This window comes from Pseudomonas sp. BTN1, assembly GCF_001907715.1.
Lineage (GTDB): Bacteria > Pseudomonadota > Gammaproteobacteria > Pseudomonadales > Pseudomonadaceae > Aquipseudomonas > Aquipseudomonas paracarnis.
In genome coordinates this window covers 46165-70258 of the sequence record NZ_MPBM01000022.1, presented here as the reverse complement: position 1 = coordinate 70258, position 24094 = coordinate 46165, and the positions used below count along the sequence as shown (strand labels likewise).

25 protein-coding genes are annotated in these 24094 nt (G+C 61.6%); 14 read left to right on the top strand and 11 right to left on the bottom strand.

From position 1 onward, the window contains the following. Positions 1 to 52 precede the first annotated feature (52 nt). Positions 53 to 415: a 5-carboxymethyl-2-hydroxymuconate Delta-isomerase gene (locus BMH52_RS10000; RefSeq protein WP_014717463.1), complete on the top strand. Its 363-nt coding sequence runs from the start codon at positions 53 to 55 to the stop codon at positions 413 to 415. A gap of 20 nt (positions 416 to 435) precedes the next feature. Here the strand turns inward: BMH52_RS10000 and BMH52_RS09995 are convergent, their stop codons facing one another. The 3 genes from BMH52_RS09995 to BMH52_RS09985 form a co-directional block, all read right to left on the bottom strand. Beyond that, positions 436 to 1371, bottom strand: a complete 936-nt coding sequence (locus BMH52_RS09995; protein ID WP_014717464.1) for a LysR family transcriptional regulator — start codon at positions 1369 to 1371, stop codon at positions 436 to 438. Positions 1372 to 1508: 137 nt separating this feature from the next. Next, on the bottom strand, positions 1509 to 2696 hold the full coding sequence (locus tag BMH52_RS09990; protein WP_073843539.1) for a cyanate transporter: 1188 nt from the start codon (positions 2694 to 2696) through the stop codon (positions 1509 to 1511). 182 nt (positions 2697 to 2878) lie between these two features. Continuing rightward, complete coding sequence (locus BMH52_RS09985) at positions 2879 to 4501, bottom strand: 5-guanidino-2-oxopentanoate decarboxylase (protein ID WP_073843537.1); 1623 nt, start codon at positions 4499 to 4501, stop codon at positions 2879 to 2881. A 111-nt stretch (positions 4502 to 4612) separates the two neighbouring features. On the opposite strand from BMH52_RS09985, the gene BMH52_RS09980 reads away from it, so the two are divergent. After that, a complete protein-coding gene (locus BMH52_RS09980; RefSeq protein WP_060767231.1) occupies positions 4613 to 5485 on the top strand; it encodes a LysR substrate-binding domain-containing protein in 873 nt (290 codons plus the stop codon). Positions 5486 to 5888: 403 nt separating this feature from the next. Here the strand turns inward: BMH52_RS09980 and BMH52_RS09975 are convergent, their stop codons facing one another. Next, positions 5889 to 6503, bottom strand: a complete 615-nt coding sequence (locus BMH52_RS09975) for an NAD(P)-dependent oxidoreductase (protein WP_073843535.1) — start codon at positions 6501 to 6503, stop codon at positions 5889 to 5891. A 34-nt stretch (positions 6504 to 6537) separates the two neighbouring features. After that, entirely contained in the window at positions 6538 to 7404 is an 867-nt protein-coding gene (locus BMH52_RS09970; protein WP_019818268.1) for an MBL fold metallo-hydrolase, read from the bottom strand. Between the two features lie 105 nt (positions 7405 to 7509). Here BMH52_RS09970 and BMH52_RS09965 point away from each other — a divergent pair, with 105 nt between their 5' ends. Continuing rightward, positions 7510 to 8415 carry a LysR family transcriptional regulator gene (locus BMH52_RS09965; protein WP_014717470.1) on the top strand — a complete coding sequence of 302 codons (906 nt, stop codon included), beginning with the start codon at positions 7510 to 7512 and terminating at the stop codon, positions 8413 to 8415. Between the two features lie 100 nt (positions 8416 to 8515). Continuing rightward, positions 8516 to 8695 (top strand): hypothetical protein, encoded by a 180-nt coding sequence (locus tag BMH52_RS09960; RefSeq protein ID WP_003189580.1) that lies wholly within the window; start codon positions 8516 to 8518, stop codon positions 8693 to 8695. On the opposite strand, the gene BMH52_RS09955 is transcribed toward BMH52_RS09960, so the two are convergent. After that, positions 8688 to 9563, bottom strand: a complete 876-nt coding sequence (locus BMH52_RS09955) for a helix-turn-helix domain-containing protein (protein WP_014717471.1) — start codon at positions 9561 to 9563, stop codon at positions 8688 to 8690. The genes BMH52_RS09960 and BMH52_RS09955 overlap by 8 nt on opposite strands. A gap of 189 nt (positions 9564 to 9752) precedes the next feature. On the opposite strand from BMH52_RS09955, the gene pobA reads away from it, so the two are divergent. Both pobA and BMH52_RS09945 read left to right on the top strand, forming a co-directional pair. Continuing rightward, positions 9753 to 10937 carry a 4-hydroxybenzoate 3-monooxygenase gene (gene pobA, locus BMH52_RS09950; protein ID WP_177345083.1) on the top strand — a complete coding sequence of 395 codons (1185 nt, stop codon included), beginning with the start codon at positions 9753 to 9755 and terminating at the stop codon, positions 10935 to 10937. 66 nt (positions 10938 to 11003) lie between these two features. Further along, complete coding sequence (locus BMH52_RS09945; RefSeq protein WP_032873421.1) at positions 11004 to 12521, top strand: MDR family MFS transporter; 1518 nt, start codon at positions 11004 to 11006, stop codon at positions 12519 to 12521. A 56-nt stretch (positions 12522 to 12577) separates the two neighbouring features. Here the strand turns inward: BMH52_RS09945 and BMH52_RS09940 are convergent, their stop codons facing one another. Genes BMH52_RS09940 through BMH52_RS09930 form a run of 3 tightly spaced genes read right to left on the bottom strand, consistent with a single transcriptional unit; the run spans position 12578 to position 14613 of the window. Next, positions 12578 to 13417, bottom strand: coding sequence for a cache domain-containing protein (locus BMH52_RS09940; RefSeq protein ID WP_054920003.1), 840 nt, complete (start codon positions 13415 to 13417; stop codon positions 12578 to 12580). A 55-nt stretch (positions 13418 to 13472) separates the two neighbouring features. After that, positions 13473 to 13943: a cyanase gene (gene cynS, locus BMH52_RS09935; RefSeq protein WP_014717475.1), complete on the bottom strand. Its 471-nt coding sequence runs from the start codon at positions 13941 to 13943 to the stop codon at positions 13473 to 13475. A 28-nt stretch (positions 13944 to 13971) separates the two neighbouring features. Next, positions 13972 to 14613: a carbonic anhydrase gene (locus BMH52_RS09930; protein WP_019818265.1), complete on the bottom strand. Its 642-nt coding sequence runs from the start codon at positions 14611 to 14613 to the stop codon at positions 13972 to 13974. 113 nt (positions 14614 to 14726) lie between these two features. Between BMH52_RS09930 and cynR the strand changes: the two genes are divergently transcribed. Further along, on the top strand, positions 14727 to 15578 hold the full coding sequence (gene cynR, locus BMH52_RS09925) for a transcriptional regulator CynR (RefSeq protein ID WP_014717477.1): 852 nt from the start codon (positions 14727 to 14729) through the stop codon (positions 15576 to 15578). Positions 15579 to 15671: 93 nt separating this feature from the next. Here cynR and BMH52_RS09920 read toward each other — a convergent pair whose 3' ends face one another. Then, positions 15672 to 16445: a transporter substrate-binding domain-containing protein gene (locus BMH52_RS09920; protein WP_072434365.1), complete on the bottom strand. Its 774-nt coding sequence runs from the start codon at positions 16443 to 16445 to the stop codon at positions 15672 to 15674. Positions 16446 to 16809: 364 nt separating this feature from the next. On the opposite strand from BMH52_RS09920, the gene BMH52_RS09915 reads away from it, so the two are divergent. The 5 genes from BMH52_RS09915 (at position 16810) to BMH52_RS09895 (ending at position 21464) form a co-directional block, all read left to right on the top strand. Further along, positions 16810 to 18180: a glutamine synthetase family protein gene (locus BMH52_RS09915; RefSeq protein WP_014717479.1), complete on the top strand. Its 1371-nt coding sequence runs from the start codon at positions 16810 to 16812 to the stop codon at positions 18178 to 18180. Between the two features lie 98 nt (positions 18181 to 18278). After that, complete coding sequence (locus BMH52_RS09910) at positions 18279 to 18878, top strand: class I SAM-dependent methyltransferase (protein WP_014717480.1); 600 nt, start codon at positions 18279 to 18281, stop codon at positions 18876 to 18878. 122 nt (positions 18879 to 19000) lie between these two features. Beyond that, positions 19001 to 20134 (top strand): ribonuclease D, encoded by a 1134-nt coding sequence (gene rnd, locus BMH52_RS09905; protein ID WP_073843531.1) that lies wholly within the window; start codon positions 19001 to 19003, stop codon positions 20132 to 20134. Further along, on the top strand, positions 20131 to 20424 hold the full coding sequence (locus tag BMH52_RS09900) for a YcgL domain-containing protein (RefSeq protein ID WP_014717482.1): 294 nt from the start codon (positions 20131 to 20133) through the stop codon (positions 20422 to 20424). The genes rnd and BMH52_RS09900 overlap by 4 nt, the downstream gene beginning before the upstream one ends. Before the next feature lie 107 nt (positions 20425 to 20531). After that, entirely contained in the window at positions 20532 to 21464 is a 933-nt protein-coding gene (locus BMH52_RS09895) for a D-2-hydroxyacid dehydrogenase (protein ID WP_019818262.1), read from the top strand. A 140-nt stretch (positions 21465 to 21604) separates the two neighbouring features. On the opposite strand, the gene BMH52_RS09885 is transcribed toward BMH52_RS09895, so the two are convergent. Then, on the bottom strand, positions 21605 to 22198 hold the full coding sequence (locus BMH52_RS09885; RefSeq protein ID WP_073843527.1) for a nitroreductase family protein: 594 nt from the start codon (positions 22196 to 22198) through the stop codon (positions 21605 to 21607). Positions 22199 to 22351: 153 nt separating this feature from the next. On the opposite strand from BMH52_RS09885, the gene BMH52_RS09880 reads away from it, so the two are divergent. Together BMH52_RS09880 and BMH52_RS09875 are read left to right on the top strand one after the other, a co-directional pair. Beyond that, a complete protein-coding gene (locus BMH52_RS09880) occupies positions 22352 to 22801 on the top strand; it encodes a YcgN family cysteine cluster protein (RefSeq protein WP_003172524.1) in 450 nt (149 codons plus the stop codon). 13 nt (positions 22802 to 22814) lie between these two features. After that, a complete protein-coding gene (locus BMH52_RS09875; RefSeq protein WP_014717484.1) occupies positions 22815 to 24035 on the top strand; it encodes a hypothetical protein in 1221 nt (406 codons plus the stop codon). The last annotated feature ends 59 nt before the right edge of the window (positions 24036 to 24094 follow it).

The following is a 24094-nucleotide window of genomic DNA, read 5'->3' as shown; positions in this document are numbered from 1 at the left end:
TTTTCCGTGGTATATAGCTTGGCATCTTCCTACAAAAAACTCGGAGAAAAGCATGCCGCACCTGCACTTGGAACACACCGCCAACCTGACGCAACTGGACATCGACAAGGCCCTGTTGCGCCTTAACCATGCGTTGGTGGCCTCCGGTCAGTTCGGCGCCGAGTTCGACATCAAGAGCCGTGCGGTGGCGGTCGAGCGATTTCGGGTCGGCACTGGCCTGGGTGAGCGCGGTTTTGTCGCGGTGCGTCTGGCGTTATTGAGCGGGCGTTCACCGCAGATCAAGAAGCAGCTATCAGAAAGCCTGCTGGCGGTGCTTCAGGACCTGGGCCCGTGGCCCGAAGGTGTGCAGGTACAACTGAGTGTCGAGCTGCTGGATATTGATCGCGATTCCTACAGCAAAATCGCCATCGGCTGACTTCCACCATCGCCATCCAATTACAAAAGGCCCTGATCCGCACACACCTTCACCACTTGCTCCCGAAACCAGGTATTGGCGCTGTCCTGCCCACTGGTTTCGTTCCACTGCATATCCAGGGTGAACCCCGGCAAACCGTTAGGTGCTTCGCAAACACCGAATGCCGGCGCCGGTGCCAGTAACTTTTGCACGCGGCGGGGCAGGGTGACGATGAAGTCGGTGCCGGCAATCATCTTCAATGCCGCGCTGTAGCTGTTGGCCCGTGCAATCACCTGACGCTTGCGCGCCTGGCGCGCAAGCCAGCCGTCGATCATGTTGGTGTCGGAGGTCCAGGGTGTGGGGAATACGTGGCGCCGCTCAACGAAGGACTGCAGGCTGAACGCCTGTTCCCTCGGCGCTGAGCGTTGGTCGCACACGCAGACCAAGTCGTCCTCCAACAGCATCTGGGTCTTGAAGTCTTTGTGAGCGCGGTGAAAGTGCGGGCCGAAACAGATCACCAGGTCCAGGCGACCCTCACGCAGGTCGTCGGCGGGGATGTCGGTTTCCAGCTTCTGCACGTTGACGATCACCGGCAGGTCGGCATGGTCGAAACGCTTCAACAGGCGCGGCAGAATCAGCTGCTCGAAATATTCCGGCGCACACACATTGAAGGTCACGGCCTGTTGGGTCGGATCAAAAGCCTGGCCACCGGCATGGCACAGGTTGATGCTTTCCAGAATCTTCTGCACATGCTCGTACATGGTGGTGGCCTTGTACGTAGGACGCATGCCTGCGCGGGTGTTGATAAACAGCTCATCTTCAAAGCTGGTGCGCAGCTTCTTCAGGCTATAGCTCACGGTGGACTGGCTGACGAACAGCGTTTCAGACACCTCGGTAACGCTGCTCTGGTCGTAGACGGCGATAAACACCATCAAATCCTGCATATCGAGCTTTCTGAGCAAGTTACTGTTTAGCATCGGTTTCGTCCGTAAACCCTTTGTACCGAACTCAGTACAAGACTGAGCAAAATGTTAACGGAACGCTCGTACCAATAGAAAGCTCTGTAGGACCTTTCAATGTTTTGGGTGGGACAAAAAATGTTTTTAATACGACGTCAGCGGATATGGCGTGCGTAATGCGCCGGGTTGAAACGCATGACGATCAGCAGCATCAGCCCGCTCACTGCCATCAATGACCACCAGGCCCATTCGAAGCTGCCCAACTGGTCGCGGATCATGCCGGCGATCAGCGGCGACAGGCCGGCGATCAGATAACCGATGCCCTGCACAAACGCGGTAAGGCCACCGGCACGGCGCGGGTTGTCGAGGTGGTCCAGGGACAGGATCAGGCTCATCGGGAACAGGCCGCCAATCCCCAGGCCTAGCAGGCAGGGCCACAACAGGCTCCAATGTTGCGGGCTGAGGATTAGGCCGCAGAAACCCAGGATGATCAGCACCAGCAGCACCGCCACCACGCCGCGTTTATCCTGGCGGCGGTTGGCGATGGCCGGTGTGACCAGGCCGGAGATCACTTCCATGGCAGTCAAGAAACCCAGCAGCAAGCCGGCATTCTGTTCACTCCAACCCTGCTCGACGTAGTACGGCGCCAGCCACGCCAGCACACAGGTGTAGGACGCGGTGCCGAGGCCAAAAAAGATCGCCAGCAACCAGGCACGACGGTTGCTGAAAAATGCCTCCTGGGGTCCCGAACCGGCTTGAGGCAAGGGCGGTAGGGCCGAACGCTGCGCATACCAGAACACCAGGGCCAACAACGCCAGCATCGCCCAGATCGCCAGACCGATACGCCAGCTGCCGGTCTGGGTTTGCACCAACGGCGAGAACGAAGCAGCCAGGGCCGCGCCGCCCATGATCGCGGTGACATACAGGCCCATGAACAACGAAACATTGGCGCTGAACCGCGACTTGATCAGCGCCGGCATCAACGCCTGGATCAGCGCAATGCCGACACCCGCCGCAATGGCACTCACGATCAGCTCCAGTGCCGAATCCAGGAACAGCCGCGACACAGTCGCCAGCCCAATCACCAGCAACGACGCCACAATGCTGCGATGCTCGCCCACGCGCTTGGCCAGGCCCATGCCAAAGAACATCGCCAGGCCCATGGCCATGACTGGCAACATGGTCAGTAAGGCGGCGGTGCTGAAACTTAGCGGCACATCCGCACGAATCGACGCCAATAACGGCCCCACGGCCGCCATCGACGGACGCAAATTGAGGGCGACGAGCACCACGCTGATCATCAGCCATAGTGCGCAGGTGGATTTTGCCTGAACGTTTTCCATGGGCCTGCCTTGAATGCACAAGGGCGAATCAGGCCATGGAGTGTGTAGCGGGGCAAATCAGAAAGTCGCAGGGGCTATTGAAAAAATGCGGATGCGAAGTGGTGAGGTAAAAGCGCATTGGGCGTCGGCTGTCAGGCCGTCACGGGAGCAAGCTCCCTCGCCACAGGCCCAACTTAGCGGGATTACAGACTCGGCAACTCCCACCGCGCCTGGTCGATTTCAAGCAATGTGGGCCCCTGGCGATCAGCGGCGGCACGTAAAGCCGTGCGCAACCCTTCAATGCCATGGACGCTTTGTGCCGCGCAGCCCAGAGCCTTGGCCACACCGATAAAGTCCGGCGTGTAGATGTCCACACCCACCGGCTCGATGTCACGGTTGACCATGTACTTCTTGATCTCTTCATAACCCTGGTTATTCCACAACAGCACGATCACCGGTGTACGGGCCTCCACCGCGCTGGCCAGTTCCGGCAGGGTGAATTGCAAACCGCCGTCGCCGATCAGGCACACCACCGGTTGGCCATCGCCGCGCCCGAGCCAGGCCCCCATGGCGGCGGGCAGGGCATAACCCAGGGTGCCGTAACCGGTAGAGGCGTTGAACCAGCAGCGTGGGTGGTCGAGGTTCAGGGTCAGGTTGCCGCTGTACACCGGTTGAGTGGAGTCGCCCACGAACACTACGCCCGGCAGTTCCTCCAGAACGGCGTTGAGAAACCGGGTTTGCACGCGCGTCGCAGCGTCCCACGTAGGTTCCAGCTCGGCCCATAAACGGGCGACGCGTGCTGTGCCCCAGTCGGTAGTGCGCGGCGTCAGCGCCTGGCGGTTGATTTCGGTGAGCAGGGCCTGGGCGGCGATGCGTGCGTCGGCCACTAGTGCCACTTGGGGCGGGTAGTTGCGTACGGTCTGGTCCGGGTCAATATCGATGCGCAACAGCGCACCGGGAATGTTGAAACCACCGGCGAAGGTGACGTCGTAGTCGGTCTCTGCCAACTCGGTGCCGATCGCCAATACCACGTCAGCCTCAGCCACCAGGGCACGGGTGGCGGGCAGTGTTTGCGTGGAGCCGATCAGCAGCGGGTGCGCGGCGGGCAACATACCCTTGGCGTTGATGGTCAGGGCCACGGGCGCGCCGAGGGCTTCTGCGAGGCGGGTCAGTTCGGCGGCTGCGTCAATGGCGCCGCCACCGGCCAGGATCAGCGGGCGCTTGGCCGCAGCCAGCCTCTGGCTCATCTGCTGCACGGCCGCCGGTGCCGCGCCAGCGCGGGTGACGCTGACAGGCGTGCTACCCAGCAACGCGTCGGCATTTTCCACCAACACATCCAGGGGGATCTCGATATGCACCGGGCGCGGCCGACCGGCCTGGAACAACGCAAACGCCCGCGCCAGCACGGCGGGCAGTTCAGCCGCCGACATCAAGGTGTGGGAGAACGCCGCCACCCCGGCCACCAGCGCGCTCTGGTTCGGCAGCTCATGCAACTTGCCGCGCCCACCGCCCAGTTGGCTGCGTGACTGCACGCTGGATATCACCAGCATCGGGATCGAGTCGGCATAGGCCTGGCCCATGGCCGTGGTGATATTGGTCATGCCGGGGCCGGTGATGATAAAGCACACGCCGGGCTTGCCAGAGGTGCGCGCATAACCGTCGGCCATGAAGCCGGCGCCCTGTTCGTGGCGCGGGGTGACATGTCGAATGCTGGAGCGCGCCAAGCCCCGGTACAGCTCCACGGTATGTACGCCGGGAATGCCGAATACGTGGTCCACGCCGTAGCGTTCCAGGAGGTGCACCAATACTTCGCCGCAGGTCGCCATACAGGTCGCTCTTGTGATGGGGTCGAAGCGCTATTGGAGCGGTTGGCCGGTGGCGGCAACAATCGATAAAAAGTCATACTCGCCATGTCCTCCCGTCATGGCTGCGCCCCGATGAAACGCCTCCCACCGTTACCTGCGTTGCACACCTTCTGGGTCACAGCCCAGTGCTGCAACTTCACCCGTGCCGCCGAACACCTGCACATTACCCAGGGCGCGGTGAGTCGACAGGTGGCCGGGTTGGAAAGCCAGTTGGGCTATGCCTTGTTTCAGCGCCAGGCGCGTGGCTTGAGCCTGACGGAGGAGGGGCGCGAATGGCTGGCATGCGCGCAACAGGTGTTTGGCTTGCTCGCTGACGCGGTGGAGCACATCGGTGACCGGCGCCGCACCTTGCAGCTCAAAGCGTCCACCTGCGTGATGCGCTGGTTGTTGCCGCGCTTGCTGCACTGGCAAAAAGAACGCCCGGATGTGCCGGTGGAGCTCACCACGACGGTGGCCTATAACGTCGACTTTCGTCGTGAGCCGTTTGACGCGGCGGTGATCTACGGGCCCATCGCCGAGCAGTCGGCCGAGGCGCGGCATCTGTTCGACGAGCGTCTCACGCCGGTCTGCGTGCCTGGGTTGCTGGGCAGTTTGCGTACGCCGCAGGATTTGCAGCATCAGGTACTGTTGCACCCGACCCGAGACGAGCGCGATTGGACGTTGTGGCTCAAGGCTGCCAATGCCTGCTTGAGCGACCCCATCCAACGGCACCACTTCGAAACCTTGGACTTGGCAATGACCGTAGCGTCCCAGGGCTCCGGGGTGGCGATGGGCGACAGTGCGTTGATTGGCGAGGATCTGAGGGCGGGGCGGTTGGCGATGCCGTTTGAACTGCGGGTGTCGACGGGGATGGGGTATTTCCTGGTGTATCCGCCGGGGAAGGAACCGTCGGTTGGGTTGGTCGCGCTGATGGATTGGTTGGTGAGTGAGGCCAGTGTGGGATGACAGCCTACGCCTATCTACCTGACTCGCCGCGATCCAACTGTGGCTGGCTTGCCTGCGATGACGGCCTGAAAGCCGACACCTATCTACCTGACACCCCGACGATCCAGATGTGGGAGCTGGCTTGCCTGCGATGAGGGCCTGAAAGCCAACGCCTATCTACCAGACACCCCACGATCCAACTGTGGGAGCGGGCTTGCTCGCGAAGGCGGACTGACAGTCAACACAGTTGGATTGTGTACATATCCATTGCTGCGGTAACGGCCGCTTAGGGTTCCGCTCTGACAGCGGGTCACTTTGGAAAAGAGCCGGGGGGGGTTTGGTTTAACGGGGCGCCTAAGATCAAGATCAAAAGCAGATCAAGAGCGGCTCGCTTCGCATCGTGGTTAGCGTTGACGGCGTTGGGTCAGTAACCGACCGTAAAGCGCTGGCGCGAGTGCTTTGGTGTTTCCACTTCATCCAGCATGGCGATGGCGAAGTCGGCAAAACTGATCGAGCTGTTGCCGTCACTGTCCACCAGCAGATCATCCGTGCCCAGGCGGAATTTGCCGGTGCGCTCGGTGCCGTCGAACAGGGCCGATGGCGACAGGAAGGTCCAGTCCAGTTCCTTTTCCTGGCGCAGCGTTTCCAGGAATTGCGCCCCGGCACTGGCTTCAGCTTTATATTCAGCCGGGAACCCTTCGCTGTCGATCACGCGCCCGCCACCGGGCAACAGCAGTGAACCGGCGCCGCCGACCACCAACAAACGTTTCACACCAGCCTTTTTCACCGGGCCGATCACGGCGCTGGCGGGAAGCGTGGCGAAGTGCGCCGCGCTGATCACCACGTCGCTGCCGCTGATGGCGTGTTGCAAGGCTTCGGCATCCAGGGCATCAACCTGTTTGACCGTAACGCCAGGACGCACAGCCAGCTTGTCGGTATTGCGGGCGATGGCGCTGACGGTATGCCCGCGGCGCAGCGCTTCTTCCAGCAGTTGGCTACCGGCGCGGCCAGTGGCACCAATGATTGCGATCTTGCTCATGATGTTCTCCAACAGGGTTAAGGTTTAAAGCCAGTTACCACTTCATTTCGCCCTTGGCGACTTTGGCGCTCAGTTCCAGCGAGCTTTCGTCGGCGAGGGTGGGGTAGCGTTTTTTCATGGCCGCAATCAGGGCGGCGGAGTCCTTGGCCTTGGCGGTTTCGAGGTCGAAGGCCTTGATGTAATCGGCGGTGAAGGTGACCGAGGCCAGCGATGGCGTGCCCAGGTAATGGCCCGGCACCACGGTGTTCGGCTTCAGGTCTTCAATGCGCGTGAGGGTAGCCAGCCAGTCTTTATGGGATTGCGCGCTCTGGGTATCGGCCATCCAGACGTGGATGTTTTCAGCGACCACCACACCACCGACCACGGCCTTGATCGACGGAATCCACACAAAGCTGCGATCTGGCTGCGGGCCGTCAAGGCCAACCACTTCAAGCTGTTGCCCTTCCAGGGTCAGGCTGTGGCCTTTAAGCACTTGCGGCACAAGGGTCTTGGCCGGCTTGTCGGCGCCCATTTTCGGGCCCCAGAAGGCCAGCTTGTCGGCGACGGTGGCGTTGATATGGTCCACCACTGGCTGTGGCGCCAGCACTTTGGCGTCGGGGAAGGCGGCGGTCAGGGTGTCGAGGCCGAAGTAGTAGTCCGGGTCGCCATGGCTGATGTAGATGGTGGTCAGGTGCTTGCCGCTGGCGCGGATCTTCTGCACCAGCTGCTCGGCTTGGCCTTTGCCGAATTGCGCATCCACCAGGATCGCGTCTTTCTCGCCGCTCACCAGCACCGAGCTGACCGGGAAGATCGCGGCTTCGCCTGGGTTGTACACGTCGAGTTTCAGCTCTGCCGCTGCTGCGTGGGCAGCGAAGGCTAGGGCGGCGGTGGCCAGGGTCAAGCGTTTGAAGGTCGAGAACATCGGGCAGCTCCTGCCATCGGTAAGGGATGCACAGAGCTTAGTTGCATAAAACACGACAAAAAATGCGATGCTGGGACATAGTTTGTTTCTAAAATCGGGCAAATCATGGATCGTCTTCAAGCAATGCGCGTGTTTGTCACCGTGGTGGACCTGGGCAGCCAATCCGCCGCTGCCGACCACCTTGACCTGTCGCGCCCGGTGGTCTCGCGCTACCTGGCCGAGCTGGAAGACTGGGTGGGCGCACGCCTGCTGCACCGCACCACGCGCAAGCTCAGCCTCACCGCCGCCGGCGGAGAAACGCTGCCGCGTTGCCGGCAATTGTTGGAACTGTGCGGTGATATGCAGGCCGCCGTCAGCGAGCCCGATGATGCGCCCCGAGGCCTGTTGCGCCTGAGCGTCAGCACTTCGTTCGGCCAGGCGCAGCTGGGCGCGGCGATTGCCGAATACGTCAAGCTTTACCCCCTGGTGACGGTGGATTTGCAGATGCTTGATCGCACGGTGAACCTGGTGGACGAGCGCATCGACCTGGCGATCCGCACCAGCAACGATCTGGACCCCAACCTGATCGCCCGGCGCCTGACCGTATGTCGCTCGGTGGTGTGCGCCACACCGGCTTATCTGCGCGAGCATCCGGCGCCGCAGAAGGTCGAAGACCTGGCCCGGCACAACTGCCTGACCCACTCTTACTTCGGCAAGAGCCTGTGGCATTTCGAAGAAAACGGAGAGCACGTGTCGGTGCCGGTCCACGGCAATATCACGGCCAATGAGGCCAGCACGTTGATGCGCGTGACGCTGGCCGGGGCAGGGGTGGCGATGCTGCCCAGTTATCAGGCCGGTGAGCTGATTCGCAGTGGGGAGTTGGTGCGCTTGCTGCCGCACGCCGAGCCGCGACAGATGAATATCTATGCGGTGTACGCCTCACGCAAACACATGCCTTCGGCGCTGCGTAGCCTCCTGGATTTCCTGGTGCTGCGGTTTCCCGAAGAGCCGGTTTGGGACATAGGGCTCTGAGGTGAAATAAGCGCGCTGAATGGCAGCGCATCATGGCAAGTTGCCCTGACTGACCTATGCTTTAAACAGCACCCTGTAGATCCGTTCAGAGGTCTGTGCCATGAGCATCAAAACCAGAAAGTACCTGACGATTTTCACCCTCTGCGCATTGGCGACAGCGCTGTATGGGACTGCCGCCTACCGCGTCGAGCAAACACGCATGCAGCCGGCGGCATTCGCCATCAGCTGCCATCAGGACCAATGCGTTCCCCGCACCGGCAGTTTCAGTGCGCTCAGGTAGGCTGCTCTGCCTTCAGTTGTTCACGAAACGCCTTGGGTGAAAACCCGACCCTGCGGCGAAACAGCCGTGAGAAGTTGGTCGGGTCTGAAAAGCCCAGCACCTCGGACATCTCGTTGATGGTCATGCTGGTGTAGGTCAGCAGGCGCTTGGCTTCCAGCAACTGGCGGTCATGCATGATCTGCAACGCCGGTTGCCCACCCAACTCCCGACACGTCCCGTTCAAGTGTGAGACCGAGATACCCAGCTTGTGGGCCAGGTCTTCAATCTTGGGGTGTTCGCGGTAATGCTGTTCGACCAGTTGCGTAAACCGCCGAAAGTACTCACGACCCCGTGGCGCCCGTGGGTGGCGGCGCTGGATCGCCTGGCGGCTGACCCACACCAATAACACGCTGACCAGGGCGTGCAGCATCATGTCCCGTGCCGGTTGGTCATCGGCGTATTCGTCCTGCAAACGTACGAACAGGCTGTTCAAGTAATCGCTGTCCTTGCCCGCCGGGTAGCTGCCGAGTGTGTGCAGGCCATCGACGGTAGAGCCCAGTTGCGCCTGCAAGTGGCTGACCAGCGGCGCCGACAGCGTTACCACAAACCCTTCCACATCCTCGGAAAAACGAAAGCCGTGCACGCAAAGCGGTGGCAGCACTTGTAGGCTCGACTCATTGAGCGTGGTGCGCTGGCCTTCGATTTCCAGTTGTGCCTGGCCTTTGTGCACATACAGCAACTGGCACAGGTCCGCGTGCCGGTGGGGCTGGATTTCCCACTGGTATTCCCGACTGCGCCGGGAAATGGTTTCGCAGTGCAACAAATCGGGAGTCGGCCACTGCTGGCTTTCCCCGTAAAGCTTGAAGACCGGAATCGCGGTTTTGGTCATGGTTTCAATCCGATACTCAGGATAGTGGTTCGGTAATCGCCCCGATTGGCGAAAAGCACAGGTTTTGACGCAGTTTTCACCTTCTTATGAGCCTCACTCAAGTGAAAAATGTCAGCCACAAGAGCAATGACAACTCTTTCACTCCATACGTTCGCGTGAAGCTTGAAGGTCATAAAAATAATGAAAACCCTGAAAACCCAAGTCGCCATTATCGGTGCCGGTCCTTCCGGATTGCTGCTCGGCCAACTGCTGCACAATGCTGGCATCCAGACCCTCGTTCTAGAGCGTCAGAGCGCCGATTACGTAAAAGGCCGTATCCGCGCCGGTGTGTTGGAACAGGGCATGGTCGACCTGCTGCGCGAAGCCGGCGTCAGCCAACGCATGGACGCCGAAGGTTTGGTGCACGACGGGTTTGATATTGCCCTCAATGGCCAACTCACTTCCATCGACCTCAAGGCCTTGACCGGCGGCCAGTCGGTGATGATCTACGGCCAGACCGAGGTCACCCGCGACCTGATGGCCGCCCGCGCAGCCGCCGGTGCCATCACCCTGTACGAAGCCTCCGATGTTCAACCCCATGACCTGAAAAGTGAACAGCCGTGGCTGACCTTTGAGCACGAAGGCCAAGCCTACCGCCTGGAGTGCGACTACATTGCCGGCTGCGACGGTTTCCATGGTGTGGCCCGCCAGTCGATACCGGCGCAAGCGCTGAAGGTGTTCGAACGCGTCTACCCCTTCGGCTGGCTGGGCGTGCTGGCCGACACGCCGCCGGTACATGCCGAACTGGTGTACGCCAAACATGCGCGGGGTTTTGCGCTGTGCAGCATGCGGTCGCCGACCCGCAGCCGTTACTACCTTCAAGTGCCGGTCGAAGAGAAGCTGGAAGACTGGGCGGATGAACGTTTCTGGGATGAACTCAAGAGCCGCCTGCCCGGCTCATTGGCCGAACAATTGGTGACCGGCCCGTCGATCGAGAAAAGCATCGCGCCGCTGCGCAGCTTTGTGGTGGAACCCATGCAGTACGGGCGCCTGTTCCTGCTCGGCGATGCCGCGCACATTGTGCCGCCCACCGGTGCCAAGGGCTTGAACCTGGCGGCCAGTGATGTGAGCACCTTGTTTCGCATCTTGCTCAAGGTGTACCACGAAGGGCGCCTGGACTTGCTGGAAAAATACTCGGCAATCTGTCTGCGCCGAGTGTGGAAAGCCGAGCGGTTTTCCTGGTGGATGACCTCGATGCTGCATCAGTTTCCCCAGGCGGACGCCTTCAGCCAGCGCATTGCCGAGAGCGAGCTGGACTATTTCATCCACTCCCAGGCCGGGCGCAAAACCATCGCAGAAAATTACGTCGGCCTTCCTTACGAGCCTATCGAATAGCCTGCTATCGTATCGAGTATTCCCACCGGTGACTGTTGCCTGTGGGCCCTGCTCGAAGGTTCTGCCGTGACTCACCTCAATCAGCCCGCTCCAACCGTTCCCGCCGTGCGCAGTATCCTGGTCGCGCTGATGATGGCGATCTTCCTGGGTGCCCTGGACCAGACCATTGTCGCCGTGTCCATGCCGGCCATTTCCGCACAGTTCCATGACGTCAACCTGCTGGCCTGGGTGATCTCAGGCTACATGGTGGCGATGACCGTGGCGGTGCCGATCTACGGCAAGCTCGGTGACCTGTATGGGCGCCGGCCCATGATGCTCATCGGCATGGGCCTGTTCACCCTGGCGTCGTTGTTTTGCGGCCTGGCGCAAAGCATGGAGCAACTGGTGCTGGCGCGGGTGCTGCAGGGTATCGGCGCTGGCGGGATGGTCTCGGTGAGCCAGGCGATCATTGGCGACATTATTCCTCCCCGCGAACGGGGACGTTATCAGGGGTATTTCAGCAGCATGTACGCGGTGGCCAGCGTGGCCGGGCCGGTGCTGGGCGGTTATATGACCGAGTACCTGTCGTGGCGCTGGGTGTTTTTGATCAACCTGCCACTGGGCGTCGGCGCCTGGTACGTGGCCCATCGCACCCTGGTGGGGCTGCCGGTGCCGCAGCGCAAGCCGATCATCGATTACCTCGGCACGGTGCTGATGATCGTCGGCCTCACCGCCTTGTTGCTGGGCATCACCGAAATCGGCCAGGGCCATTCGTGGCGTGACGATCAAGTGCTGGGGTTGCTGGCCTGCGCACTGCTGGCGTTAAGCGTGTTTGTGTGGCACGAACGCCGCGCACGGGAACCGCTGTTGCCGATGCACTTGTTTGCCAACCGCAGTGCGGTGTTGTGCTGGTGCACGATTTTCATCACCAGCTTCCAGGCGATTTCCCTGACGGTGCTGATGCCCCTGCGCTACCAGACCGTAACCGGCGCCGGTGCCGACAGCGCGGCCCTGCACTTGCTGCCCTTGGCGATGGGCTTGCCGATGGGCGCGTATTTTGCCGGGCGCATGACCTCGGTGACGGGCCGCTATAAACCGATGATCCTCAGCGGCGCGGTGTTGAGCCCGCTGGCGATTCTCGGCATGGCCTACAGCGCGCCCCAGGCGGTGGCGCTCACCAGCGTCTTCATGTTGTTGTGCGGTATCGCCGCGGGCATGCAGTTCCCGACCTCGTTGGTGGGGACGCAGAACTCGGTGGAGCAGCGGGATATCGGTGTGGCCACCAGCACCACCAACCTGTTTCGCTCCCTGGGCGGGGCAGTGGGGGTGGCCTGCATGTCGGCGTTGCTGCTGGCGCTGTTACACGATTCCAGTTTCGCCCATCTGGCAAGCGGCGCACTGGTGGCCGAAGGCAGTTCCGGCAACGTGCTGCTCGACGGCCTCAACGCCGCACCCGGCCCGGCGCAAGATGCGTTGCGCGGCGAGCTGGCGGTGACGTTCCGGCATTTGCTGATGGTGAGTGCGGCGGTGTCGCTGCTGGGGTTGGCCGCTGCGATAGCGATGCCGAATCGGGTACTGCGCGGCCGTGAAGACAAAGTTAGATAAGCGGACGCGGAGCGTCCCAGGCGGCGTTCCCACGCAGAGCGTGGGAATGATCAGGATCAGGGGCTGTAATACCCCACCGCAACCATGAAATGCCCGCTCTTGCGCACATAGGCATGCTTGTTCTCGACCTTGCCGGTCACCGGGTTTTTCCAGCGGTATTTGTATTCGCCCTGGTCCTGTTCGGCCATCATCTGGAGGATCGGCACACCCACCGGTTTGCCATCCGGGTCCTTGATCTTGGCAAAATCGGTGTTGATCAGGCGCAGGTTGGTGCCATGGGCGACGTAGCGCTGCGTGTTCAGGTCCACCACGAATACGTAGAGATCATCTTGCAGGAAGCCGCCTTGCAAGGAGTTGATCGCCTTGAGCGTGCCGGCTTCATCCTTGACCAACGCCTCCACCGCCTTGTTGCGCAGCGCCCGTGCCTGTTCCGGTGTGGCGCGCGGCAAGTAATAACCGACCGCCAGGATGCGTTCGCCCACGCGCTGATAAAACACGTGTTTATGTTCGACCTTGCCGTCATTCCAGTTCTGCCAGCGGTAGTCAGCCTGCTGGATACCCTGGTTTTCGGGCACCTTGAGCGCGTCCTTGAAGGATTGGCGCAAATCCGGTCCGAGTACCTCGGACACATCGCGACCTATGAGCGCGGAGGAGGGCCCGCCACTGGCCAGCAGTACGCCTTTTGTATCGACCACAAACACATAACGGTCCTGGTCGATGAACTCGCCCTGACGGCTGAAGGCGGCGAACGCCTTGTCACCTTGCTTGTGGTAGTACGCCAAGGCCTTTTCCAGCAGGGCCTTGGCGGCTTGGGCATCCGCTTCCTGTGCCGTGGCGGCATGCACCTGGCTGCAACACAACAGCAGCAGCCAGGTGAATCGGAGCAGTCTCTTCATTTACCCGTCCCTCGTTCTTGTTGGTGTGCCAAGAGCGTAGACGGTTGGCGGCGAATCAGAAGGGTTTGGTCGGCAGGTATTTGCCGTCCAGGGTGATGACCGCACGGGAGCCGCCGTCCGGGTCTTCGACTTTCTTGATGTCCAGTTTGAAGTTGATGGCGCTGATGATGCCGTCGCCGAATTGCTCATGCACCAGGGCCTTCAAGGTAGAGCCGTAGACTTGCAGCATTTCATAGAAACGGTACATGGTTGGGTCGGTCGGCACACCGCTCGGGAAGCTGCCGCGCAGTGGGACGCTTTGCAGCAGGCGGCTGGCGTCCTCGTCAAGGCCGAGTTTGCCGCACACGATGTCGGCCGCTTCCTTGGGCAGCGGGTGCTGGCCGAGCAGGGCTGCGGTGACGAATGCCAGGCTCAGCCCGGTGCCGTCGGTGAGGTCCTGCCACGACAGGTTTTTGCGTGCCTTGAGGTCGATAACGGTGTCGGCCAGGGCCAGGCGTGGGGTTTGAGCGAATTGGGATTGCAACATGGTGACGTCCTCTTGGGTTGATTAGGGTTCAGGCGGCGTGGGCGCGGGTGCTGGGGTGGTCGAGCAGGGAGACGAAGCGCCCGGTGTGCCCGTCCAAAGCGTCAATGCCGCCGGTTTCGATGTCGTACACCCAGCCATGCAGGTTCATCCGGCCTTGTTCCAGCGCCAGGGCGACCGAAGGGTGAGTCTTGAGGTTGGCCAGTTGGGCGACCACGTTTTCGCGCACCAATGAATCCAGGCGTGCAGCGTCCGAGGCATGCGTACGGGCGGCATTGATCACCTTGGCCGACTCGGCATGGCGCAACCAGTTGGCCACGGCGGGCAGGTGGTCCAGGCATTTGCAGGTAGAAATTGCAGTCATCGCGCCGCAGTCCGAGTGCCCGCAAATCACGATGTCGCTGACGCCCAGCACCGCTACGGCATATTCGACTGTGGCCGACACACCTCCCGGCTCCGGGCCGTAGGACGGCACTATGTTGCCGGCGTTACGGATGACGAACAGGTCGCCCGGTTCCTGCTGGGTCAACAGCTCGGGGACTACGCGGCTGTCAGAGCAGGACACGAACAAGGTGCCGGGGCTTTGCGTGGTCGCCAGGTGTTTGAACAAGTCACTGCGAGGGGTAAAGGCTTCACGTTGGAATTTGCGAAAGCCGTCGATGAGATGCTGCATGGTGGTTCTCCTTGCGTCGCTGATGGGGGCAAGGATGGGAGTTTTTGGCTATAGGGTCCAAGACCGGTTTATTATGCTTTCTATAAGTCATGCCTATAGTTGGAGCGCTGCTCATGCTGTTGCGTCATATCCGTTACTTGCTGGCCGTTGCCGAGCACCGCAACTTCACGCGGGCTGCAGAGGCGCTGCACGTGTCGCAGCCGACCTTGTCGCAACAGATCAAGCAACTGGAAGAAAGTCTGGGCGCGCCACTGCTGGACCGCTCCGGGCGCAGTGTCAGCCTGACCGACGCGGGGCAGGCCTATGTGCGTTATGCGCGGCTGGCCTTGCAGGATCTACAAGCCGGCACCCGCGCCATACATGACGTGCAGGACCTGCGCCGAGGGCATTTGCGCCTGGCCATGACGCCGACTTTCACCGCCTACCTGATCGGGCCATTGCTGGCGCGTTTCAACCAGCTGTATCCGGGCATCACCCTGAGCATCGAGGAACTGACCCAAGACCGTATCGAAGCCGCGCTGGGCGAGGACCTGCTGGATATCGGCATCGGCTTTACCGGCGAGCATGGGCTGGAGATCGACTGTGAGGCGCTGTTTGTCGAAGAGCTGAGCCTGGTCGTCAGTGCCAGTCACCCCGAACGCACACAACCGGCCTGGCTCGAACAGCCTCTGGTGCTACTGAACACAGGCTTCGCCACCCGCCGCTACATCGACGACTACTGCCACCAGCAAGGGGTTAAACCGCAGATTGCCATGGAGGCCAATTCCATCAGCGCGATTATCGAAATCGTGCGCAGCACGCCCCTGGCAACCGTCCTGCCCCGCGCACTGGCCGAGGCCCAGGCAGGCCTGCATGCCGTGGCGATTGCCCCACCGTTGCCGCAGCGCACCGCGGCACTGCTGAGCCGCAAGGGCGCGTATCGCAGCGCTGCGTGTGCGGCGTTTGTAGCGTTGATCAAGGCGTAGGGCCGGGCTGACGCCCCAGGATCCCAATGTGGGAGCTGGCTCGCCTGGGATGACGGCCGGACAATCAACACCGATCTACCTGGCACCCCGCATTCAAGGCGCAGCCAACCACTGCCCCACAATCCCCGCATACGCCCCCGTCGCCACACTTAAATGCAACCACTGATCCACGTAACTCTTCCAGGCCACATCATCGCGCGGCAACAAAAACGCTTTTTCACTGTACTGCATCGGTTGCTCCGGGTTGACCGCGCACAACCCAGGCTTGAGCTTCTGCTGATAACGTGCCTCGCTGGCGTCGGTAATCATCACATCGGCTTTGCCCGCCAGCAGCTCATCAAAAATCGTCACGTTGTCATGCAGGCGAATCTGCGTCTGGCCCAAGTGCGCACGGGCAAACACTTCGTTGGTGCCGCCCGCCGGTTCGATCACTCGCACCTCGGGCTGGTTGATCTGCTCCACCGTCTGGTAACGCTGCACGTCGGCGCAGCGTACCAGCGGGATCTTGCCGTCGACTCCGAGTGATTGGCTGAAGAAGGCTTTTTTCTGACGTTCCAACGACACGGAAATACCGCCCACCGCGATGTCGCAGCGTTGGGCCAGAAAGTCCGGCATCAGGGCTTTCCAGGTGGTAGGCACCCAGGTGATTTTGGCGTTGAGGCTCTTGGCGAGAGACTCGGCCATGGCAATGTCGATGCCTTCATAGCCGCCGTCGCTGCGCAGCGAGGTGTAAGGCTTGTAGTCGCCGGTGGTACACACGGTGAGGGTGCCGCGCGCAATCACGTCGTCAAGGCGAGATGCAGCGGTGTCGGCCTGGGCGACAGTGGCCAGGCTTGCCAGTACACAGAGGGCCAGAGGCGCTTTCATGGGGTCGAATCCTTGGGGCACGGTCGGGGGCTCATTATTTCCAGCACAGGGCAGGGTGGCAAGGCGCGGTGAATGTTTAGCCAAACTGCAACCAAACTCCGTCAAGCCTGAATTTACCTGCGTATCCCCGCGTGTGACGCTCAAGTCTTTCTATCACTGTGAAGCGCGCATGCACGCTTGCCCCGACATTCACACCGCGACATTGCCGTCTGCGCTTGCGTTCTGGGCTCTGTTCCATTGCCGACACGCGCGCCCGCCAGATACCTCTCTCCTACGTTGATCTACCCCATGGATGACGCGCACCTGTGCGCATCTGCCCGGCGGCGCCTGCGCGCTTGCCTGACGCAAACGTATGAGAATTCCCATGAGTGTTTTTGCCCGCCTGCATGAAGCCCAGACCTTCCTTGAACAGAACCCCGACATTGAGATGTTCGAGCTGTTTATCCTCGATAACAACGGCGTACCGCGCGGCAAGCTGCTGCACCGCGACGAACTGCTGGCGGTGTACGAAAGTGGCCGGCCTCTGCCCAGCACCATCCTCGGCCTGACTATCAATGGCGATGACGTAGAAAACTCCGGGCTGGTCTGGGAGGTGGGGGATATCGACTGCCGCGCCTATCCGATCAGCGGCAGCTTGCAGCGCATGCCATGGCGCTTGATCCCCACCGCGGCGGTGCAAGTCAGCATGCACCCCACCGAAGGCCTGCCCGCCACCGTGGCCGACCCCAGGCACCTGCTGGCCAATGTTATCGAGGCGCTCAAGGCCGACGGTTATTACCCGGTGATGGCGGCGGAGCTGGAGTTCTACCTGCTCGACCAGAAGCCCGACAGTAACGGCCGCCCGCAACCGGCGCGGGATGTGGATGGCAAGCGTCCGCGCTCGACCCAGGTGTACGGCCTGCGCGAGCTGGAGCAGATCGAGCCGTTTCTTGCCGACCTTTACAGCGCCTGCAAACTGCAAGGGATTCCGGCGCGCACGGCTATCTCCGAGTACGCGCCGGGCCAAGTGGAAATCACCCTCGAACACCGCACCGACGCGCTGCAGGCGATGGACGAAGCCGTGCGCTACAAACGCCTGGTCAAGGGCGTGGCGCACAAACATGGAATGACCGCCTGTTTCATGGCCAAGCCGTTTGACGACCTGGCCGGTACAGGCATGCACATGCACGTCAGCTTGGCCGATGCCCAGGGCAATAACCTGTTTGCCAGTGAAGCGGCCGACGGCACGCCACTGCTGCGCCAGGCCGTGGGCGGCATGCTCAGTACCTTGCTCGATTCACTGTTGATGTTCTGCCCCAACGCCAACTCTTATCGACGCTTCCAAACCAACAGCTATGCGCCGCTCGCTGCCACCTGGGGCGTGGACAACCGCACCGTCAGCCTGCGCGTGCCCGGTGGCCCGGCTCAATCCCGGCATATCGAACACCGCATCTGCGGGGCCGACGCCAACCCCTACCTGGCGGCCGCCGCGATCCTGGCCGGCATTCATCGAGGCATCCGCGAACAGCTCGACCCTGGCGCCCCGGTGCAAGGTAACGGCTACGCCCAGGCCAAGGAACTGTTGCCCACCGACTGGCTGACCACCTTGCGCGCGCTGGAAACCTCCCGCTGGGCACCGGATGCGTTCGGGCGCCAATTCCTCGGCGTTTACCTGGCGGTCAAACGCGCCGAATACCGCCAGTTCATGGGCGAGGTAGGGGAGCAGGATTGGCGCTGGTACTTGCATCAAGCGTGACCGGTTTTAGTGGGGGGCTTTCGACCTTTTTTTCACGTTGCGGCGGTTAAGCTGCGAATCAAGGTCGTTTACTACCGTTTCATTCACATGAGCCCGCGATGTCGCCACAACCTCCATCCTCCATCGAGACCGAATTCACCGAGCGCTATGACCGTGAGCATGCCAGGGGCTGTGGCGACCCGCGTCCGCCCAGGCTGTTGCAGCGCCTGTCGGCGTGGCGCGATGCGCGGTTGGTACGCCAAGCCCTGAAGGTGGCGGGGGAGCCAGGGCTTATCCTCGACCTGGCGTGCGGTTCCGGGCGCTTCTGGCCGGTGCTGGCCGAACATGTCAACCGCGTGATACTGGCCTCGGACAACTCCCAGGCGATGCTCGATCACGCGCGCACCCATCACCCCGGCGGGTTGCTCAAGCGTGTCAAAACATTCCAGGGCTCGGCGTTTTCCATTGGCCTTTCGGCGAATGCGGTGGACTGCATTTTTTGCCTGGATTTGTTTCGCCATGTGCCCGACAGTGATGCGCGGCTCATGTTATTGCACGAGTTTCACCGCGTCAGCCGCGACACGGTGATTGTTGCCGTGAACGTGGGCACGCCCGTAGAGAGCGAGTTTCGGCAAGCCGGCTTCAAAATCCTCAATTACCAAGAGTTCCTGCCGGGCTCGCGGCGATGGTGCGTCTACGTTTTGCGTAAGAGAGGATAACGCCCCTTTGTCGGACTATTCTTCATCTCCTGTCGGAGTTTTCATGATGGCGTGTGCACTGCGGATGCTCGCAAGCCCCTTTCGCGATATATACTGCGCGCCATTCTTCAAGGGAGAGCCGTGTGGCCATCGATATTCACTGGATCTGCGACAACGATAGCCTCGGCCAGCATTGCGCCGAATGGCAGCAGTTGCCATTCGTCGCCCTCGACACCGAATTCATGCGGGTCGACACCTTTTACCCTATTGCCGGGCTGATCCAGATCGGTGATGGCGTGCGCGCTTACCTGATCGACCCCCTGACCATCGACAATTGGCAACCCTTGGCCGCCTTGCTGGAGAACCCAGCGGTGATCAAGGTGGTGCACGCCTGCAGTGAAGACCTGGAAGTGCTGTCGCGCCTGACCGGTAGCTTGCCGGTGCCATTGTTCGACACCCAATTGGCAGCGGCCTACCTCAACCTCGGTTTTTCCATGGGCTACTCGCGCCTGGTGCAGGCGGTGTTGAATATCGAGTTGCCCAAGGGTGAAACCCGCTCCGACTGGCTGCAGCGGCCATTGTCGGAGACGCAGATCAGCTACGCCGCCGAAGACGCGGTGCACCTGGCCGAGGTTTACACCCGTCTGCGCCCGCAACTGTCGGATGACAAATACGCCTGGGTACTGGAAGACGGCGCCGAATTGGTGGCCAACCTGCGCCGCGAGATCGACCCCTACGAGGTGTACCGCGACGCCAAGCTGGCGTGGAAATTGTCCCGTGCCCAACTCGCGGTGTTGCGTGAACTGTGCGCCTGGCGCGAGCAGCAGGCCCGTGCTCGCGACTTGCCGCGCAACCGTATTATTCGCGAACACTCGTTGTGGCCCCTGGCCAAATCCCAGCCGGATAACCTCGCCGCCCTGGGCAAGATCGAAGACATGCACCCGCGCACCGTGCGCCAGGACGGCCAGTTTTTGCTGGACCTGATCAAACGCACCGGTAGCGTGCCCATGGACCAATGGCCGCCTGCCGTGGCTGAGCCGTTACCCGTGGACGCTGCCGCGTTGATCAAGCAACTGCGGGCTTTGGGCCAAACTTTCGCCGAGCGCCTGGACATGGCGCCGGAACTGATGCTGCGCAAGAAAACCCTCGAAGCCCTGGTTAAAAGTGGCTACCCCGATGGGCCTTACCAATTGCCAGACTCGCTGCGTGGCTGGCGCCGCGAGTTGATGGGCCAGGCGTTGCTCGACAGCCTGGCCAATGCCGGAGAACAGCCTTGAAACGTATTTGCTCCATCTACCGCAGCAAGAAAAAAGACGGCATGTACCTCTATGTGCTCAAAAGCGATGCCCTGGAGCGCGTACCCGAGCCGTTGATGGAAGCCTTCGGCAAGGCGCATCACGCCTTTGACATGGTGCTGACGCCTGAGCGCAAGCTGTCGCGCGAAGACATCACCGTGGTGCTGGAAAACCTCGACAAGCAGGGCTACCACCTACAAATGCCGCCAGCTGAGGACGAGTACATCGAGCACTTGCCCGAAGAGCTGCTGCGCCGCAACGACCCGATGTGATCGACCCGTGCCCGGCTCAGGGCACAGTTTCAATGGAATCGTATTAGAGGACGGTGGCCGTAAGGATGCGGGCGGCCGTCTGCACTGTTTTTTCAAAGGTTTGAACCATGCGTGTTCTGATTGCTGAACAGGATCATCCGCTCTACGCCCAATTGCTCAGGGACGCCGCCCCAGACCTCGAAGTGCTGACCAGCGGCGATTCGGCCGAACTCTCGCGCCTGGCCGCCGACTGTCCGGTGTGGCTGGGCCAGCCCGATCTGTTGGCGACCCTGCTGCGCCAGGGCCATCATCCGCAATGGCTGCAATCGACGTGGGCGGGCATCACGCCACTGCTGGCCGACGGCTTGCCACGCGACTATCGGCTGACCCGCGCGGTAGGCATTTTTGGCCAGGTCATGGCCGAGTTTGTCCTCACCTACATGCTGGGCCACGAGCGCGAAGTGCTGGCGCGGTTGGTCAGCCAGGTGGAGCGCAAATGGGATAACCGCATGGGCCAGAGCCTGGCGGGGCGTAAGGCGCTGATCGTCGGCACCGGTGACATTGGCCAGAGCGTGGCCGAGTTTCTGCTGCCGTTCGGCGTGCAGTTATATGGCATCGCCAGCCAGGCCCGCGAGCAGGCACCGTTTATCGAAGTGGCGGGGCTGGACCAGTTGGGCCGGCTGGTGGGGGAGGTGGATTACGTGATCAACCTGCTGCCCAACACGCCTGATACCCATGACCTGTACGACGCGGCGCTGTTCAAGCAATTCAAACCCACCGGTTTGTTTATCAACGTCGGACGCGGCGTGGCGGTGGTGGACGCCGACCTGGTCGAGGCGCTCAAAGAAGGGCACCTGGCCGGCGCGGTGATCGACGTGTGCCGCCAGGAGCCCTTGCCCCAACGCCATCCGTTCTGGACGGCGTGGGGTTTGCTGTTGACCGGGCACAGCTCGGCCCCGACCTCGCCGCCGATGATGGTGGCGTTGTTTGTGCAGAACCTGCGGGCGTATCAGGCCAAGCAAGCGCTGCGCGGGGAAGTGGATTTCGAGCGCGGTTACTGAAGAGCTTGCCCGATGGCCTCATGTAGGAGCGAGCTTGCTCGCGAAAAACTCACAGGCGCCGCGCTTATTCAGAAAGTGCGCGTCATCGTTGACGTTCTTCGCGAGCAAGCTCGCTCCTACAGAGGATGAGAGGGCGATGCTTAGAGACTGAAGTTCCCCTCGGACACCAGCTCGCTCAACGGCTTGCGCGGGCTCGGCATTTCGCGCCCTTGCAGGTACTCCGGCAAACTCGACTTGTCACCCAGCTTGCCCACCGCCACGGCCGCATGCAGCGCATAACCCTGGGGAATCTTCAGCTCCTTGCGGGTCAGTTCCTGATCGAAGCCGGCCATGCCGTGGGTGTGCCAGCCACTGAGGCTGGCTTGCAGCGCCAGGTGGCCCCAGGCCGAGCCGGTGTCGAAGGTGTGCCACAGCGCCGGGGTTTCTTCTGTGGCGCCGGGGGCGATGAAGTCGGTTTTCGACGCGATAATGACCAGAGCCGACGCATGCTGCGCCCAATTGCGGTTGAATTCATTCAGCAGGCCCAGGAAACGCTCCCAATCCGGCGTGTCACGGCGCGCATACAGAAACCGCCACGGCTGCGAGTTGTAGGCCGAAGGTGCCCAGCGTGCCGCTTCGAAGAAACTCAGCAGCGTCTCCTGCGGGATGCTCTCGCCGGTAAAGGCGCGGGGCGACCAGCGCTCGGTAAATTGGGTGTGGATCGGATAATCGACAACGCGGGGGTTATTGCTCATGGACAGACCCTGATGAAAAAACCGGGATTCAAAACTACTGCGCGCACCCAGGCCTGACAAGTCTTGCAACACCGTCAGTCGTAAGCGCTTGGCCCCAACGGGCTTGGGCACTAGACTGGCGGCCTTTTCACCTTCCGATACTGATGCAGAGCCATGGCCGCCAAAGTCGAACCTTTCTGGATACGCAAAACCCTTGAGCACCTCGACCAAGAGGAGTGGGAGTCCTTGTGCGACGGCTGTGGCCTGTGCTGCCTGCAAAAGCTCGAGGATGAGGACGACAACAGCGTCTATTACACGCGTATCGCCTGCAAACTGCTCGACCTGAAAACCTGCCAGTGCACCGATTACCCCAACCGCCGTGCCTCGGTGCCTGATTGCATCCAGCTCACGCCGGGCCAGGCCGATCAGTTCAAATGGTTGCCGCCGACCTGCGGTTACCGCCTGGTCAGCGAGCGCAAGGACTTGCCGCTGTGGCATCACCTGGTCTGCGGCGACCGTGACGCGGTGCACCACGAACGCATTTCCCAGTCCGGGCGCATGCTCAGCGAAGGCAGCGTGCCCGAGGACGACTGGGAGGATTACCTGATTTTCCGCGCGGGTTGAACGAGGAGTGTGTATGAAGGTGGCCGCCAAGTGGGCAGCGGGCCTGGTCGTGCTGGCGCTGAGCGGGCCGGGCTGGTGCGCGAAGAAAGTCGACCTGGATTACCACGTCAAGCTGTTGCCCCAAAGCCAGCAGGCCGAGGTGCGCGTCAGCCTGTCCCAAGGCGCGGCGGTGCGCAGCCTGAACTTCGACCTGGGCCGCGACGGTGACTACAGCGACTTCAAGGCCGATGGCCAGTGGCAAATCACGGGCAACCGTGGCCTGTGGCAACCCAGTGCCGACAAGGCCAGCCTGACCTACCGCGTGCGCCTGGCCCATGCGCGCAAGCCCGGCGTGTATGACACACGCATCACGCCCGGCTGGGCGTTACTGCGCGGCGAAGACCTGGTGCCGGCCGCCCGTCTCGACCAGCAAGACGGCGTCGAACTGGTCTCACGCCTGATGTTTGAACTGCCGACGGGTTGGAAGAGCGTCGAAACCGCCTGGCCGCGCATCGGCCAGAACAAATTCCGCATCGACAACGTGTCCCGCCTGTTCGACCGCCCCACCGGCTGGATGCTGGCGGGCAACCTCGGCAGCCGCCGCCTGCGCCTGGGTGATACCGACGTCACCGTGGCCTCGCCCAAGGGCCAGGGGATGCGCCGCATGGACGTGCTGACGTTACTGACGTTTGTCTGGCCCCAGGTGGAGGCCGCGTTCCCGCGCCATCCTGGCAAACTGTTGATTGTCGGTGCCAGTGACCCGATGCGGCGGGGCGCTTATTCGTTACGCGATTCGATCTACCTCAACAGCCGCACGCCGCTGGTTGGCGAAAATGGCAGCAGCCCGTTGCTGCGCGAAGTGGTGCAGGCCATCGGGCGCTTTAATGACCACGACAGCAGTGACTGGATCAGCGAGGGCTTGGGCGAGTACTACGCAATCGAGTTGATGCGGCGTGCCGGCGGTATTACCGATGAGCGCTATGCGGCGATCCAGGCACGGCTGACCAAAGAAGGCAAAGACGTCAGCACCCTCAAAGGCGAGCACGTCAACGGCGCGACGCTGGCGCGTTCGGTGGTGGTATTGCAGGAACTGGACCGTGAGATCCGCGTGAAGACCCACAACAAGCGCTCCCTGGACGATCTGGCGCAGGCAGTGATGCGGGTGAACAGCATCAACACCAAAGAGTTCGTGCAGTTGGCCGAGAGTGTGATTGGTGAGTCTTCGGTGGTACTGGACAGCAAACTTCTGCGCTGATCCTTAGCCCTGTGCAATTCAAATGTGGGAGGGGGCAAGCCTCCTCCCACATTTGAATC